This window comes from Trichocoleus sp. FACHB-46 (assembly GCF_014695385.1).
Taxonomy (GTDB): Bacteria; Cyanobacteriota; Cyanobacteriia; order FACHB-46; family FACHB-46; genus Trichocoleus.
Window position 1 is genome coordinate 278,428 of sequence record NZ_JACJOD010000006.1, and the last position, 15,657, is coordinate 294,084.

At 49.8% G+C, this 15,657-nt stretch carries 11 protein-coding genes and 1 pseudogene; 7 read left to right on the forward strand and 5 right to left on the reverse strand.

The genetic code is table 11. The features are described 5' to 3' along the window. Positions 1-76 precede the first annotated feature (76 nt). Together H6F72_RS01590 and H6F72_RS01595 are read left to right on the forward strand one after the other, a co-directional pair. A complete protein-coding gene (locus H6F72_RS01590; RefSeq protein WP_190431276.1) occupies positions 77-1,051 on the forward strand; it encodes a radical SAM protein in 975 nt (324 codons plus the stop codon). Continuing rightward, positions 1,005-2,471 carry a glycosyltransferase family 2 protein gene (locus tag H6F72_RS01595; RefSeq protein ID WP_190431277.1) on the forward strand — a complete coding sequence of 489 codons (1,467 nt, stop codon included), beginning with the start codon at positions 1,005-1,007 and terminating at the stop codon, positions 2,469-2,471. Before H6F72_RS01590 ends, H6F72_RS01595 begins: the two co-directional genes overlap by 47 nt. A gap of 81 nt (positions 2,472-2,552) precedes the next feature. Here the strand turns inward: H6F72_RS01595 and H6F72_RS01600 are convergent, their stop codons facing one another. Further along, positions 2,553-4,949, reverse strand: coding sequence for a DNA polymerase III subunit gamma/tau (locus H6F72_RS01600; RefSeq protein WP_190431278.1), 2,397 nt, complete (start codon positions 4,947-4,949; stop codon positions 2,553-2,555). 572 nt (positions 4,950-5,521) lie between these two features. Between H6F72_RS01600 and rnhA the strand changes: the two are divergent. The 3 genes and pseudogenes from rnhA to H6F72_RS01615 all read left to right on the forward strand — a co-directional run. Continuing rightward, positions 5,522-5,950 (forward strand): annotated as a pseudogene (gene rnhA, locus H6F72_RS30995) (ribonuclease HI); the annotation flags it as partial. 540 nt (positions 5,951-6,490) lie between these two features. Continuing rightward, positions 6,491-7,420 carry a bestrophin family protein gene (locus H6F72_RS01610; protein ID WP_304940901.1) on the forward strand — a complete coding sequence of 310 codons (930 nt, stop codon included), beginning with the start codon at positions 6,491-6,493 and terminating at the stop codon, positions 7,418-7,420. A gap of 163 nt (positions 7,421-7,583) precedes the next feature. Further along, positions 7,584-7,820: a DUF4327 family protein gene (locus tag H6F72_RS01615; protein WP_242016726.1), complete on the forward strand. Its 237-nt coding sequence runs from the start codon at positions 7,584-7,586 to the stop codon at positions 7,818-7,820. Between the two features lie 87 nt (positions 7,821-7,907). Here the strand turns inward: H6F72_RS01615 and H6F72_RS01620 are convergent, their stop codons facing one another. The 4 genes from H6F72_RS01620 to H6F72_RS01635 all read right to left on the reverse strand — a co-directional run bounded on the left by H6F72_RS01620 (position 7,908) and on the right by H6F72_RS01635 (position 14,163). Further along, on the reverse strand, positions 7,908-9,140 hold the full coding sequence (locus tag H6F72_RS01620) for a protein kinase (RefSeq protein ID WP_190431281.1): 1,233 nt from the start codon (positions 9,138-9,140) through the stop codon (positions 7,908-7,910). Positions 9,141-9,217: 77 nt separating this feature from the next. After that, a complete protein-coding gene (locus H6F72_RS01625; protein WP_190431282.1) occupies positions 9,218-11,326 on the reverse strand; it encodes a serine/threonine phosphatase in 2,109 nt (702 codons plus the stop codon). A gap of 284 nt (positions 11,327-11,610) precedes the next feature. Next, positions 11,611-12,297, reverse strand: coding sequence for an FHA domain-containing protein (locus tag H6F72_RS01630; RefSeq protein WP_190431283.1), 687 nt, complete (start codon positions 12,295-12,297; stop codon positions 11,611-11,613). 444 nt (positions 12,298-12,741) lie between these two features. Beyond that, entirely contained in the window at positions 12,742-14,163 is a 1,422-nt protein-coding gene (locus H6F72_RS01635; RefSeq protein WP_190431284.1) for an amidohydrolase family protein, read from the reverse strand. A 214-nt stretch (positions 14,164-14,377) separates the two neighbouring features. Between H6F72_RS01635 and H6F72_RS01640 the strand changes: the two genes are divergently transcribed. Both H6F72_RS01640 and H6F72_RS01645 read left to right on the forward strand, forming a co-directional pair. Then, complete coding sequence (locus tag H6F72_RS01640) at positions 14,378-15,166, forward strand: cysteine hydrolase family protein (RefSeq protein ID WP_190431285.1); 789 nt, start codon at positions 14,378-14,380, stop codon at positions 15,164-15,166. Between the two features lie 40 nt (positions 15,167-15,206). Next, positions 15,207-15,656, forward strand: coding sequence for a cupin domain-containing protein (locus H6F72_RS01645; RefSeq protein ID WP_190431286.1), 450 nt, complete (start codon positions 15,207-15,209; stop codon positions 15,654-15,656). The last annotated feature ends 1 nt before the right edge of the window (position 15,657 follow it).

Genomic DNA, 15,657 nt, shown 5'->3' on the forward strand with positions numbered 1-15,657 from the left:
CTCTGCTGAATTTTTTTCTGCATCTGGAGCTAGATTGCCTATTCTGATATTTAACACCTGCTTCAGAATTAAAGTTATGGCACCTCTGGTTGCAAATTACTACTTGACATATCGCTGCAACGCCCGCTGCCACTTCTGTGACATCTGGGCATTGGAGCCGCCACATGAAGCGAGCTTTGAGACTATCAAGCAGAATCTACAAGATCTACGACGGCTGGGAGTTAAATATGTAGACTTTACAGGTGGTGAACCACTGCTGCGAGCCGATGTAGCGCAGATCTATACGGAAGCAAAGCAGCAGGGCTTCCAGACCAGCATGACGACGAACACGATTCTCTATCCCAAGAAGGCGAAAGAGATTCAAGGTCTGGTTGATTTTCTTAATTTCTCGCTGGATGGCGGTGACGCTGAGACTCATGATCAGTCGCGGGGCGTGAGAATTTTTGACACCCTAGTTGAATCGGTTAAACTCGCTCATTCCTTGGGAGAGCACCCGGTTCTTAACCATACAGTGACAGCTCAAAATTATGAGCGGATTGGCGAAGTGGGTGAGCTGGGTCTTCAGCTAGGGGCGCGCGTTTGGCTCAACCCTGCTTTCACCGCTCACAGCAACTACAACGATAAGAAAAACCCAACGCCTGATATGGTGGCCGCGATCGAAGCAGCTGCTAAGAAATTTAACAATGTTGGTTACAATAAGGCTGCCCTGGCTTTTATTGAGGCTGGTGGTAATGACACCAAAAATCCACGCTGCAAAGCGGTGGATGCTGTGATCGCTATTTCACCCGACGACAAATTGCTCCTACCCTGCTATCACTTTGCTCAAACGGGTGTCCCGATTGAAGGACGGCTGTATGAACTTTATCGCCAAAATGAGGTGGTAGAGGAATATCGTCAGTCGCAGGGCAAACTATCTGTCTGTGAAGGCTGTACGGTTTGGTGCTATCTCATTCCCAGCTTCTTCAAGGGTGTAGATAAATATTGGTGGTTGAATCAAATAACCTATGCGGGAGAATTCCTGGCCCGGAAACGATTCCTTCAGCGAGTTTGAGTCCCTTGGCTCTCTTTTGACTGACTTATCGGAGGTAGAAGAGGATTTAGAAACTCCCTCTTATAAGGGTTTTAGAGGTCGGCGACGCAAAGCTGCTTTTACACTCACAATGATTTGGAGTGGCACGATCGCCCTCCATTTATTTTCTTGGGGCATTTGGGTTGTGCTTGGCTTAACCACGGTTGTGGGAATCCACGCCCTGCGCATCATGCTGGCTCGACCTTTACCAACTCCAGAACCTTTGGCAGAAGCGAATCAAGCAGATTGGCCTTATGTCTCTCTGCTGGTTGCGGCCAAAAATGAAGAGGCAGTGGTTGGCAAGCTGGTCAAGACGCTGTGTAATCTGGATTATCCTGTCGATCGCTACGAGCTTTGGGTGATTGATGACAGCAGCACCGATCGCACCCCAATTTTGCTTGATCAGTTGGCCAGAGAGTACCCGCAACTTAAGGTTCTGCATCGAGCCGCAGGCGCGGGCGGTGGCAAGTCGGGAGCTTTAAATCAAGTTTTACCCTTAACTCAAGGGGAAATTCTGGCGGTCTTTGATGCAGATGCTCAGGTGTCTCAGGACTTGCTGAAGCGTGTATTACCCATGTTTCAACGGCCTCAAGTGGGTGCGGTGCAGGTGCGAAAGGCGATCGCGAATGCTGGCACTAACTTCTTGACCCAAGGGCAATCGATCGAAATGGCGCTGGATGCTTTTTTCCAAGAGCAACGTATTGCCCTTGGCGGAATTGGTGAGCTGCGCGGTAATGGTCAGTTTGTTCGGCGCTTAGCTCTAGAGCGCTGTGGCGGCTGGAATGAGGAAACTATTACGGATGATTTAGACTTGACTTTCCGCTTACACCTCGATCAGTGGGACATCGATTTTCTAGCGGTGCCTGCGGTTGAAGAAGAAGGGGTGACTCGCTCAGTAGCCCTTTGGCATCAACGCAATCGTTGGGCAGAGGGAGGTTATCAACGGTATTTGGATTACTGGCGTTTTCTGGCTCGCAATCGTCGGCTTAGCCCTCGAAAGACGTTTGATTTATTCGTTTTTTGGCTGATCCAGTACATTTTGCCGACCGCTTCCGTACCCGACTTGTTGATGGCGATCGCTCGTAATAGCTCACCTCTCCTCAGCCCGCTGGCTAGCTTAACGCTGATGCTCTCGTTTATGGGCATGTTTGTCGGTTTACGACGTTACCAGCAACCTAAACTAGCGGCAACTCCAGGCGAGGCTCAGGCAGATTTAGACACTTCTTTCTGGACGAGGCTGTCGCAATCTTTGCAAGGAACTGTCTATATGTTCCATTGGTTGGTGGTTGTAGCCAGCACAACGGCGCGTATTTCAGTGCGACCGAAGCGCTTGAAGTGGATCAAGACCATCCATCAGGGCGCTGAAGATGAAGTTTGGTTGGATCTGCCAAAGCAAACCTAAGCGGACGAAAGGGCGATCGCGATAAGACCGCTGTAAATAGAATTTCTGGAAACGGTTGGTGTTGAGCTAGCCGTTTTTTATTTAGAACGGCACTTCATCTGCTTCCGCGCCTGGATCGGTTTCATCCCACTCGCTAATCGGGGGCGCGACCACTAACTCATTTCCGTCAGAAGTCCAACCGCTCTCCAAATCAACTACCTTGCCTCCGAAAAACTCTGCTAGCCGCTTGGCTGCGCGCGTGACTTCGTCTTCTTCTTGCCAAGGAATGTTTTGCAGTGATGGCGGCTCGACCGCGGCACTCGCATCTGCTGTAGCAACGGGTTCTGATGGATCAGCGGTGGTAGATGTAGTTTGGGTCGGCTGGGAATAGCTCGACTCAGGAGCAACAACAGGACGACTAGCGTTTTGTGGCCCTGGGGTTGGAGGTTGGAAACTACTTTGTGGTGGTCTTTCGGTCAATCGAGGGGGCTGAGGTGCGATCGCTCCAGAAGATTGAGCATTGTTCTCAGGAGGTGTTTGGATGGCAGGCGCGGGTTCAGCGGCAGTGGCTACGACTAGAGCTACTTTGACGGGATATCCCACGGCTTTCTGAAACGCTTCCTCGACTATTGGCAAACTGCGCTGAGCAATCTTGACCAAAGGTTGCGATCGCACTCCCACTTTGGCTTGTTGTTTGTCCAGCCCTAGCAGGTAGCACTGTTGGCCCAATAATGCTTGTGTACCCCGTAACTCAATACAACCTAGAACTTTTTGCCATAACTGCTCTAAGTTCAGCGATGGGGTAGCTTCGGTTGCTGGCGTCCCTCTGTCTATCGGATCAACGAATGGTGGCTCTTGTGCAGCCGCTTCTTGCCAATTATCGGGTTCGCTAATCGAGGTAATCAGAGGTTCAGGCTCTGTCAATTCGATTGCTATGGTTTCTACAGCGGCGATCGCTTCATCAACTTCTACATAAGTGGTTTCAACCACATGAGCTGCGCCATTCTGAGCGGTTTCATGGACTACAGTTTCAGTTACAACTGCCGCTTGAATATGACTGCTGGTTTCTACCGTTTCTGAAATCGATGCAATAGTGGGCTGAGGGGCAGAAATTAACGCACTTAATGCACTGCGAAATTCCTGGTCGTGCAAGAGAGCTTGGGCGATCGCACCTGCCAAAACTTCCAAATCTGCCGCTGGAGTAGAGAGCTGATATTTGCTGGCAACCTGAGTCAACAATTGCTGCAACTGACCAGCCACATTAGGTGTTTTGCCATTAGACGAGCTGATCGCTGTTGGTTTAACAGCTAAGGAAGTTGAAGATGTTGTGACAGGTTGAATTGTCGGTGGAGCTGGAATCCATTGGGGTGCAACAGGAGCAGCACTCACGACAGACGTTTCTACCCCTAACTCAGAAGGCAACAAACCTAGCAGCGTGACTTCCAGCCATAGACGCGGCTGGGTGGTGTTTTTAATTTGCACCTCGGCAGCTCGGAGATACTTTTGCCCCTCTAAAATTAGGGCGATCGGGAGTTGCTGAGCAAACTGACACAATTGCGCCCAAGTCGGCGGCGTGATGGCAACTAAATCTCCTCGACTCGGCGCAGTTTTGGCAATGAGTAGATCGCGGTAGAAACTGGCTAGATTTTGCAGGACGATCAGGGGTTCACGACCCCGATTCATCAAGTGACGTGCCCCATCGAGAACTTGAGCAGGGTCGTTGGTGGCGATCGCTTGCAACAAAGCCAACAAGTCTCGCTCTGGCACCGCTCCAACCAAATCCCAAACTCGCTCCACCGTCACTTGCCCTTCTAGCAAGCTCAGTTGATCTAATAAGCTCTCGGCATCCCGCAGTCCACCCTGGGCAATCTGACCTACCAGTTGTACTGCATCGGGAGCAATGTTGATCGATTCGTTGTGGGCGATCGCGCTTAAGTGGTGCACCATCGCCTCTAGGGGAATGCGCCGGAAGTCGAACCGCTGGCACCGCGAAATAATCGTAGGCAGTACCCGCTGCGGATCAGTTGTCGCCAACACAAATACCACGCGATCGGGCGGTTCCTCCAACGTCTTCAGCAGCGCGTTGAATGCGGCGGTACTAAGCATATGACATTCATCGACCACATAAACCTTGTGGCGACACTGAACCGGGGCGAATTGCGATCGCTCGATCAATTCCCGAATGTTGTCTACGCCCGTGTTGCTGGCTGCGTCGATTTCAATTACGTCTAGCGCAGAACCATTGGCGATCGCTCGGCACACTTCACATTTGCCGCAAGGGGTTTCTGTAGGAGCGTCACTTTGCAGGCAATTGAGTGATTTAGCCAAGATTCGAGCACTGGAGGTTTTTCCTGTTCCTCTGGCCCCTGTGAATAGATAGGCGGGTGCAATCCGCCGTTGCCGTAGTGCATTCGTCAGCGTGGTCGCGATCGCTTCTTGCCCCACAAGTTCTGCAAAAGTTTGGGGCCGATATTTGTGGTGTAGCGGTTCGTAGGGCATTGATTTAAGGGCAGTCCCAAAGCTCGGGAGTCAAAAAAATCTGCGGCAATGGCAGAGCAGATATCAGTATAGAGTTCTATACTCTAACCACTGCAATCCTACAGTTTGAAAGCAAGTTTCCTGCGTAGCCAAACGCTAGGTCAGATAAGATTTCTTAAAAGGCTTAATAGTACAAACGTTTTAGTCTATTTTATCGTAGTGATTTCGAGATTGTGTGAGGAATGCGATCGCCCTTTCAACTCGCTTGTTGCAGTTCGGCGTAGTGCCAGCGGGTAAGATTCGCTTCGGTGTGGCTGACTAAGATACCAAGAGATTCTAGGCTTTCGAGATAGTCGGCGATCGCTTGTTTTTTCCGGGCGGCTCCTTTGAACTGCGCTACGACTTGCTCTACTGTCCACTCACCACCATTAGTTCTGAGTAGATCACGAATGGCGGCGAGTTGATCTTTGGGTTTCTTGGGTCACGCGATCGTAAATTTTTTGGACCTACGTTTACTTTAAACAGCCTCTCAAAACCCATCGGAAACACAACCTGCTAGAGTGATGCAGCGTCTCTCTTTGCACCAATGACTCATGCCTGATTCTGCCAAAATTCAAAGCATTTACACCGATGGAGCCTGCTCTGGCAATCCTGGCCCTGGTGGGTGGGGAGTCGTCGTTTACTTCACCGATGGTTCCAGGCAGGAATTAGGCGGTGGCGCAGCGGCAACTACCAACAACCGCATGGAAATGCAAGCCGCGATCGCTGCGTTAGAGTTTCTTGCCACTGCTAAACAAAGCGAACCGATTAGCCTTTACACCGACAGCGAGTATGTCAAAAATGGCGTGACCAAATGGGTCGCGGGTTGGAAGAAGAAAGGGTGGAAAACCGCGCAGGGCAAAGCCGTTTTGAACCAAGATTTGTGGCAAACCCTAGATGAACTGAACTCGAAACAGGTAGAGTGGCGATATGTTCGCGGCCATGCGGGAGATGTGGGGAACGAACGCTGCGATGCGATCGCTCGTAGCTTTTCCCTGAGCAGACCTATAGCCTTGAAGCAACGCTCGCCCCAAACAGCAAACTCTAAGAATTCCATAGAGCCAGAGTTAGCCTTAGTCGCGAATACACCCTCAGGGTTGCCCACAACTGCCACATCTGAATCAGACACAACTGACATTGCTAGCACCAACGCCGTACAACAATCCAGTGTCAATCTTGCTGAGCTTTCCACGATGGATGTGACTATGACAGATTCCATTGCCCCCGCCCCTTTAGAAAACCTCGATAATTTGCCCCGCGAGGTTCGTGTTGCCCAACTCCGCAACTTAATTGAAACGCTCCGCATCTCGGATGAGATTGCCAAGCAGGGATATTTAATTAGTAGTTCCGAATTAGCTGATTTGATGGATGTCAATGCCAGCGCCGTGACCAGCCGAGGTGACAATTGGGTTTGGCGCAACTGGGTCGTCTCGCGAGTGCGCCGTGAAGGCAACCAGATCCTCTGGCAGCTAGAACGGGTAGACTAGCTGCAAGTAACGTTCAAATATTCAAGCTGCATGGTAATGGAAAAACGACGTTGGCTACAAATGGCTTTGCAGCTAAAAGGCTCAGTCATTCCGTCTGTATTTCCTCGAACCCTATTATGTGGTTTTTTTGGCGTTTTTATTTCCATTCTGTTCCACTTCGGCTTACCAGTCGCGCAGCCGATTTTCGCAAATGTGATTCCTAGCATCGTCCTAGGTTTGCTGCTCGTTTTTCGGACCAACACCGCTTACGAGCGTTTTTGGGAAGGTCGTAAGTGCTGGGGACACTTAGTCAACACGGTACGGAACCTCGCCCGCCAGATTTGGATTGGGGTCGTAGAGCAAAGTCCCCAAGACCGCACCAATAAAATTGCTGCCCTACGCTTACTCGTTGCCTTTGCGGTTGCTACCAAGCTGCATCTGCGCCAAGAACCCGTTAATAGTGAGCTCGAACCCTTAGTGCAGCGATCGCAATATTTCAAGCTTCAGGAAATGAACCACCCACCGTTAGAAATCGCCTTCTGGATTGGGGATTATCTTCAGGAGCAATATAGTCGCGATCGTCTCAACCCCTACCAACTCTCAGGCATGCTCCACCTCCTTGATGAAATGGTCAACGCTTTGGGTGGGTGCGAGCGGATTCTCAAAACTCCGATGCCGATGGCTTACGCTATTCACCTTAAACAGTTGCTCTTGATTTATTGCCTCCTATTGCCTTTTCCCCTGGTAGCTGAAATCGCTTGGTTTACGGGACCAGTGGTAGCGCTGGTTAGCTTTACCTTGTTTGGTATCGAAGAAATTGGAATTGAAATTGAAAATCCCTTTGGTCGCGATCCCAACGATTTACCGCTGGATGCCATTTGCAGCACTATGCTCCGCAACATCGAAGATCTAATCACGTTGGCTCCTTGCACTCGTTCTTACTCAGATAGCTCTGCGATCGCACCTCTAGAATCACCGACCTCTTGAAATGTTGCTCAAACTCAGAAATTTTTGTTGGGGACTGGCGCTTTCAAATACTTGTGCTATATTAAGAAGTTGGAACAAGATTTCCCGTCAGCACAGAGATCTACGCGTAGGTGCTGAATCTACCTGGGAAGTTGGTCAGTAGAAGTATTTGCAAAATTTATCGATGACGAAAGTTGTTATGAACCAACAGGTTATTCACCCAATGGTGAAGCTGCAGCGTCAGGTGCGATCGCTGGTTGACTCAAATTTGATCAAGCCAACCGACAGCATCTGGAAAATTGCCTTTCTATATGGCGATGAGTGGCCCCATTGGAAGCAAGAACTGCAAGCTTACGATTTCACAATGCAAGATCCAGTTATTGACCTCTTAGAAGTTGAGGCTTGGGAAGACGAAGAGTAATTCACGAAAACAGCTATAGCTTGAGGGCAATCCTGGGCGATTGCCCTTATAGTTCTCGTTCACCAACGTGTAAGCTCAGACTTTGAATTAAAGACAACTAGCCAACGCTTGGGCTAATTCTTGGGCTGTTCGGTAGCGATCGCCCACTTGCGGATGGGTAACTCGCTCTAGCACCGCTTGTAACCTTGGTGTAATGGTGGGAATTCCTTCTGGGCGAAAGCGATACTCAGCCCCCCGCTTTCGATAGAACTTATAAGGAGTTTCCCCAGTCACGAGAAATACTAAAGTAGGGGCGATCGCATATAAATCAGACTGCGTCACAGGTTGACCTTGCTCTTGCTCAGGAGCGCTGTATCCTTCTGCCCCAATGCGGGTGCCCAAGGGAGTACCAAATTCCTTGACTGCTCCAAAGTCCAATACCACAATTTGCTGATTGCGGTGGCGCACCATCAAGTTTGCAGGTTTAATGTCTCGGTGAATCACCGGAGGGTGTTGTCTGTGCATGTAATCTAGCACCTGACAAGCTTGAACCATCCATTCCAGAGCTAGTTTAAGTTTCACAGGGCCTTGCTGGTAAATCCGCTTTTCCAAGTCCTGACCCTGGATCATTTCCATCACCAGGTACTTCTTGCCGTCCTCAACGAAATAGTCAAAGAACTGAGGAATGCCAGGGTGCTGCAAAGTCTGTAAAATTCGAGCTTCCCGCTCAAATAATTCTTGCGCCTTTGCCACTGTAGCCATATCAGCATTCATTTCTTTCAACACCCGGAGTGGCGACCTTCCTAGCTGCTGCGGAGCGGTTTGTGCTGTTGAGGCGTTGGCCGCATCCCAAGCCAAATAAGTTGTGCCCATGCCACCTTGCCCCAAAGCCCGGAGAATTTGGTACTGACGGATCTGCCGCTCCACTCTTAAGGGTTGACCACAATGAAGGCAAAAGAGATTGTCTGGTGGATTGCCCAGATGTGGGCATCCCGCCACCGGAAGTTGATAACTCTGAACTATGGTGGTTTGAACTTGGAACTTGAGCGTAGGACCACCTTGAGCTAACTGCAACAAGGCTCCGTCCAACAGCAACCCTTGGGTAACCAAGATCCCATTGAGAAACGTACCGTTTCTACCTTGGTTCACCATCTCCCAAGGACTTTCGAGATCGGTCGCATCGGTCTGTCGCAGTTCTACATGGTAGCGAGAGACGAGGGTGCTATTAAGCACTATGTGGTTGTCAGGAGAGCGACCAATGCGAATAATTGGCTCGTTCTCAAAACACCAACGCTGAGGGGGAATCAGGGCTTGAGGGTCTAATAAGGTCAAGGTAACCACATCGGGAAATCCTTGCCACGATAGGTATCAATCTAGCCTCTTATTGTAAGGGAGTGACTGGGCTTTCGGCTTGCCACTTAAGCAGCAGATTGGCGTAGTTGGGCTAAATTGGGCCGTACTCTGACTCGAATTGCGATCGCCGTAATGTTGTCATGCCCGTTGTATTGGTTTGCCAAATCAATCAGTTGATTAACGCCCCGCTCTAAGTTGGATTGAGAACTCAGTAAGGGTTCTAAGTGAGTACGCCAATGGGTTTCTAGCAAGTCATGATCTGATAGGCCATCGGAGCAAAGTAGCAGCAGCGTATCCTCAGTCAAATCGATAAATTGCACGTCGGGATTAATAAAGTTTTCGTCCCGTGGCCCTAGCGCTTGGGTGAGTTGATAAGCATCTGGGCGAGCATAAGCAATTTCGGGTTCAACGCCTCGTTGAATTTCTCGTTGGCCGACTTCATGATCAACCGTCACTTGCTCTAAACCTTGACGACGGCTGAGACGATACAGGCGGCTGTCACCCACATGGGCCACGACAGCAGTGGTGCCTTGAATTAAGACCAAGACTAAGGTGGTTCCCATTCGTCCACTACCAGAACGAGCATCTTCTTGATTGATGTCGTAAATGGCTAGATTGGCTAGACGGACGGCCTCCCGAATCTCTGCTTCTGAAGGGAGAGGCGGTTCGCGCCGCTCTGAGTTGTCTGAGTTCTGCGGTTCTAGCCAACGAGTTTGAAAATAATGCCGTAGCGTATCTACAGCCATCGCACTAGCCACTTCACCGCCTGCATGACCCCCCATGCCATCGCAGAGAATATATAGACCTTTCCCCTGCATCGTTCGTCCCTGAGGGCTTTCAATCTTCTTGAGTTCGGTGTGAATGCCAAAATAGTCTTCGTTGTGCTCGCGTTGTCGTCCAATGTCGGTGCGGCCCGCATCTTCAAGATTGACTAACTGCATTGGTAGGACAACCGTAGGTGCATCGTCGGCACTACTGTCATCTGTATCTGACAGAGTGGATAGCTGGATAAGAGGATTGTTAGAACTCTCTGACGAGCTATTGGTGGCTACAGTTGTAGTCTCGGCTGGGGCGTGACTCACTGGACCCACTTTGCCAGCGTCCATGAAGTTAGGGTCAGAGAATTCAGGATTCATCATAGGGGCTGTGAAAGTGCTTTGAAGTTCCTGGGCGATCGCTTGCAGACGAGAACGGAGCTGATCCGTCGTCTGAATACTACCTTCCTGTAAGTCGCGAATTAGCAGGGCCAGTGCAGCGATCTGGGTCCGTTGTGACTGCTCGAATAACCCTTGCCAGAGTTTGCCTAAATCCTGCAAGGTAGGCAATGAGCCTTCAATGTCTCCATACAAGCGTTGCAAACAAAAGACTTGGTCTTCATCGACCCGTAAGTTGCTTATCTCTAACAAGCTTTGACAGCAGTTCCAAGCAGCTAAGACATCCCAAATCTCGGAGATTTCTCGGAGCCAATACAAAATCTGCAATGGCGAAATTGCACTATCCCGCCATAAATCAGCCAGCAGTGGCAAGTGAGAGCGGTCCTCTAGTAGTAAGACTGATTGGTGGTCTTGTTGCCAAGCATCATGAACTCCTGGCAGCGTATGGTAAAACTCTGCTTGCAAAGCTAAATAAGGCTCCGCGATCGCTGGAATGGCTAGTGCCGTTGTGTCCTCTGAGGGCATCGCATTGCTTGCCGTGCTAGTTGCGATCGCCTCTGGATCTACCATTTCCTCAGGAGTGGTCTCAGAAGTTGCTTCAGAAGTGATTGGAGACGAGGCTGTCGTCTCTGAAGGAGGCTGGGCATCACTGCCGCTATAGACTTGATAGAAGAGAGTCTCCAAAAGCGACATCTGAAACGGCTGGCAATCTAACACTTTAATCGCTACGCCCTGCTGAGCACCGTTTTGGGTTGGCCAAGGCTCTAGCAATTGGTAACGCTGGTTGGAGTCTAAGTAGCCCCAAGTCGAAACGCTATCTACTTTAATCGCTGTTTGCCCACAAACAATCGCTTGCCACACGGTTGCCGTCGTCGCGCCGCAGGTTTGGCATTGCTTAAGCTCAAATGGCACCGAACTACCACAGTCTGGACAAGTTTTCTGGGTCAGAGAAGTGCCACACTTCTGACAAAAATTATTGGTATCTGAATTTTCGAATTGACATTGGGGACAAACAAGCATGATCAAACTGCCTCAAATTCCCGTCATTGCTGCCAAGCCCTAGGATGGCGTGATTGTAATTGCGAACTCAGTGGTCTAAGTCAAGTTTCCGTTGGCTCTATCAATATTCCTATCAATATCCAGACCTGCTATCAGTGATCCTCAAAGGTTGAAGGAAAAAGTTGTTCAGGAACCAAACTTGGAGCTAAGGCGGGTGACGAATTCTTAGCAAGTTGACTTGTGTATAGGGTACCTAAAATTTCTAACCCTTCCTACCTGGGTTACAACCCCTATGGTTAGAAATATTACGCTTGAAAGTGGAAAGTAACTTTATCTCCTTTACCTAGTGAGATGCGATCGCCGGGACGTAACCGATGGCGATCGCCGGGACGCAAGGGCAGATTGTTAACATAAGTACCGTTGGAACTGCCTACATCTTCTATATAGTAGGCACCCGCTTCAGCTCGGATATCCGCATGAATACGGGACACAATATCAGAATCTGCAAAACCTGACACATCCAGATCCGGAGGCACGCGATCATTGGGTTTACCGATATGAATCACATCCAAATGCGGGGGTAGTTCCAGAACCGTATTGCTTTGCACATGCAGTAGGCGAGCCGTAAATTGCTGTAACTGCGTTTTAGCTGCGGTTGGCGATGATGGTAGCGGGGCGGGTGCTACGGTTGCATCAGGCATGACGGCGATCGGTGGCGGTGGCGTTATGGCAGGCCCAATAGGGCTGGACTGCACTTCGGCTTGGAGGTTGGAGGCTGGGGTAGGAGGATTCACGATGGTTTGGGGTACAGGGCTATGGACAGGCTTAACACTTTGCATGGCATAGCCACACTGGCCACAATATTCAGCTCCAGCCGAAACAGCAGCATTACAGTTGGGACAGGCTACGATTTCAGGTAAGGGTGTGTAGCAAGCCTCGCACTGGGTGGCTCCCTCTGGATTAGGATGAGCACAATTTGGACAAGTAAGCATAAGTTGCAGGAGCAAATTAAAAGTAATGATTAATAGGATTTACAGAAAGGTTCGTGGAGGAGCCTGAAATTGAGAGAAGTTACAGCTGGGCTGATCTGTAATTTTGCCAGATTTAGAATGCCTTAGGATACTTTACGAAGACACCTACACGCAGAGAGATTCGATTCCTAAAGTGCCATCGGCATGCTTGTAGTTCCTTGTCTCTAGTGTTTAGCAGTCTTAAGGGGACTCAGCTAAACAGATTTGGTCCCAACTGAATTTCGGTTCCAGCCTAGTTATAGATACACACTTTTAGGGAGTGACTTCCGGAGAGAGCTAACTCGAAACTGTACGCGAAAATACGGAATTAGTTGTACTAAACGACTCTTAGATAACTTAATTGCACGGTTGTTGACACCACCAAAAGGTAGAGTTTGCTGAAAACTTATGAAGTCATTCGTTAAGTTATGAGTAGCCTGAAGACGATTCTGGTAATCCCATGACAGAGCGATAACGAGCTTCAACCTGCCGCAATTCCTGCGATCGCCGTTGAGTAACCCATTCGCTATGCTGGAACAACTGCTGCCGTAGATTGTTCACATCAATGGTGTTGACTTGGCCGGCTGCCACAATGCGATCGCCTCTCACCCAAACGCTATCCACTGCATTGGTGGGTCGTCCCAAAATCAATAAACCGATGGGATCAGTGCGGGGTAGTAAAGACAAACTGGTGAGGTCATACATCACTAAGTCTGCTTGTTTGCCAACAGTCAGAGAACCCAGTTCCTCGCTGACATTCAAGCCTTTGGCACCTCCCAGGGAAGCCATTTCCACTGCTTGACGAGGGGTAGTCCAGTGTTGGTAGTCCAGATCGGTGACGTTGTGTAGAAGTGAACCAATTTTGATTGCTTCTAACAAATCTTGCGAGTCGTTGCTGGCTGCACCGTCGCAACCAAACGTGACGTTGACCCCAGCCTGACGGTATTTCAGCAGGGGCGCAATGCCGCTACCTAAACGTAAGTTGCTCAAAGGGTTGTGCACCACAGTCGATCGCGTCTCAGCCAGAATTTCAATATCGGCATCGTCTAGCCAGACACAGTGGGCCAGAGAAGTGCGATCGCTGAGATAACCAATCTGCTGCAAATGTTCGACCGCACTACAGCCGTATTTTTCTTGGGCTAATAGCTTTTGGGCTTTGGTTTCGAGTAGGTGAGCATGGCGGCAGAGGTTATAGCGATCGCTCAGGTCAATACAGCCCTTAAACAAGGCATCCGAACAAAGCTGGATTCCGGTTGGTGCCACCAAAATATTGATCCCTTCAGCAGGACGGTGAAATTGCTGCACCATCTCCTCAACTAGGTTCAGAGTAGCTGTGGTTGAGCGCAGGTAAGGGTCATGGTCGATGGCTGCACCACCAGAAGGCACCCCAGCGCTGAGAGCTTCATCTTGAATCAGAGGCGCGACAAAGGCGCGAATGCCAATCTCTTGATAGGCTCGCACCGCCGCAGCTACGGTTTCTAGTTCTTGGCCCGGAATTAAAACTAGGTGGTCAACCACACTAGTACCGCCAGAAAGTAGGGTTTCTACCGCAGTGCCCAACGCACTGAGATAAATTTGCTCCGGGTTGAGCGGCGAAAACTCGTACAGTTCAGCAATCCACAGCTCTAAGGGAACGGGCGGAATGATGCCGCGCTGCCACATTTCCGAGGAGTGGGTATGAGCATTGAAAAAACCTGGTAACAGCAGCTTATTCTGACCGTCTACTGCTGTCCCAACCACTTCTAGCTGAGAACCGACCGCTGCAATTTGTCCTGCGTTAATTTGGACATCAACCGTCTCGTAAGCTTGGTCAACTGGGATTAAAACATTCTGAATTGTAAAGCTCACAAACCTGACCCAAGTGATGTTTTGAGGGGGCTCGACTCTGCCTTGATCTTAGGGAATGAGGGGTGGGAATGTATCGTTCTCACTGCTGATTGAGGCTTTGAAGCTGTATTAAAAAGTGCTGTCTCAACTGCAAAAGCCGTTTAAGGTGAAGCTGTAAACACTTGGTTCATCCTAGGTTGCTTAGACTGTTGGCAAACTATTTTGATAGCTTTTTATGAATCATCCCTCGTTGCGATCGCTCGGAGTCCCACCCAATGCTTGGTACGTAGACGCTGCGATCGCCGATCTCACCCGTCCACCCCTTGATCCCCAACTCATTACACTAGCCACCGAAACCAAAACTTTACGGCTAGACCTGGCTAAAGCGGCGATCTTGGTGATCGACATGCAAAATGACTTTTGTCATCCAGACGGTTGGCTGGCCTCCATTGGGGTAGACGTTAGCCCAGCCCGTCAGCCGATCGCACCTTTGCAAGGGTTGTTGCCTGTGCTCCGCAATGCTCAGGTTCCAGTCATTTGGCTCAACTGGGGCAATCGACCTGACTTGATGAACATCAGTCCTGCGACTCGACACGTCTATAACCCTACGGGTGACGGGGTGGGATTGGGCGATCGCCTGCCAAATGGTGCCCCAGTGCTGAGAAAAGATAGTTGGGCGGCAGCAGTCGTTGATGAACTAGAACTCAAGCCAGAAGATATTGCCGTTGATAAGTACCGCATGAGTGGCTTTTGGGATACCCCGCTCGATAGTATCTTGCGAAACTTGAGTCGAACTACTCTATTTTTTACTGGCGTCAATGCTGACCAATGTGTCATGGCAACGCTGCAAGATGCCAACTTCCTCGGCTACGATTGCATCTTGCTGCAAGACTGTACCGCGACTACCTCTCCAGAATTTTGCTGGCAAGCCACACTCTATAACGTCAAGCAGTGCTTTGGTTTTGTCAGTAATTCCCATGCCCTGATTGATGGCATTAAAACCATTAGCCCTACCAGCAACTAGTCAATAGCTACCTTCCCCCTCAACCTTGGAGTCTAATGTCATGAATGCTTGTGTGATTCCGGTTGCTAAAACTCCCAACGATTATCAAGCTTTTCGCATCAGCCCTCAAGATACCAATCGTTTGGCGATCGTATTTGATCCCAATATTGCCAACGCATCGGTCACTATGTGTGTCGAGATTTTTGATATTGGTGGCAAAACCCCACCTAACCGACATCAATTTGCCGTGGAAATGTTTTTTATCTTAAAAGGGGAAGGGCTGGCCCATTGTGATGGCAAAGTTGTAGCGATTCGGACGGGTGATAGTATTTTAGTCCCACCGACAGGCACCCACGCCATTGAAAATATAGGCATGGGTCGTCTGTACGCCCTCTGTGTCATGGTGCCCAACGAAGACTTTGCCGAACTGATCCGTAGCGGTACCTCGGTTGAATTGGACGAGGAGGATTTAGCCGTTTTGCAGCGATCGGATGGGTGGGGGGCACGTTAGG

Bases quoted from the DNA above. Each gene is read 5' to 3' on its own strand.
- H6F72_RS01630 (WP_190431283.1), bottom strand. From the start codon at position 12,297: ATGCTTACTTGTCCAAATTGTGCTCATCCTAATCCAGAGGGAGCCACC.
- H6F72_RS01610 (WP_304940901.1), top strand. From the start codon at position 6,491: ATGGAAAAACGACGTTGGCTACAAATGGCTTTGCAGCTAAAAGGCTCA.
- H6F72_RS01590 (WP_190431276.1), top strand. From the start codon at position 77: ATGGCACCTCTGGTTGCAAATTACTACTTGACATATCGCTGCAACGCC.
- H6F72_RS01595 (WP_190431277.1), top strand. From the start codon at position 1,005: ATGCGGGAGAATTCCTGGCCCGGAAACGATTCCTTCAGCGAGTTTGAG.
- H6F72_RS01600 (WP_190431278.1), bottom strand. From the start codon at position 4,949: ATGCCCTACGAACCGCTACACCACAAATATCGGCCCCAAACTTTTGCA.
- H6F72_RS01625 (WP_190431282.1), bottom strand. From the start codon at position 11,326: ATGCTTGTTTGTCCCCAATGTCAATTCGAAAATTCAGATACCAATAAT.
- H6F72_RS01640 (WP_190431285.1), top strand. From the start codon at position 14,378: ATGAATCATCCCTCGTTGCGATCGCTCGGAGTCCCACCCAATGCTTGG.
- H6F72_RS01645 (WP_190431286.1), top strand. From the start codon at position 15,207: ATGAATGCTTGTGTGATTCCGGTTGCTAAAACTCCCAACGATTATCAA.
- H6F72_RS01615 (WP_242016726.1), top strand. From the start codon at position 7,584: ATGACGAAAGTTGTTATGAACCAACAGGTTATTCACCCAATGGTGAAG.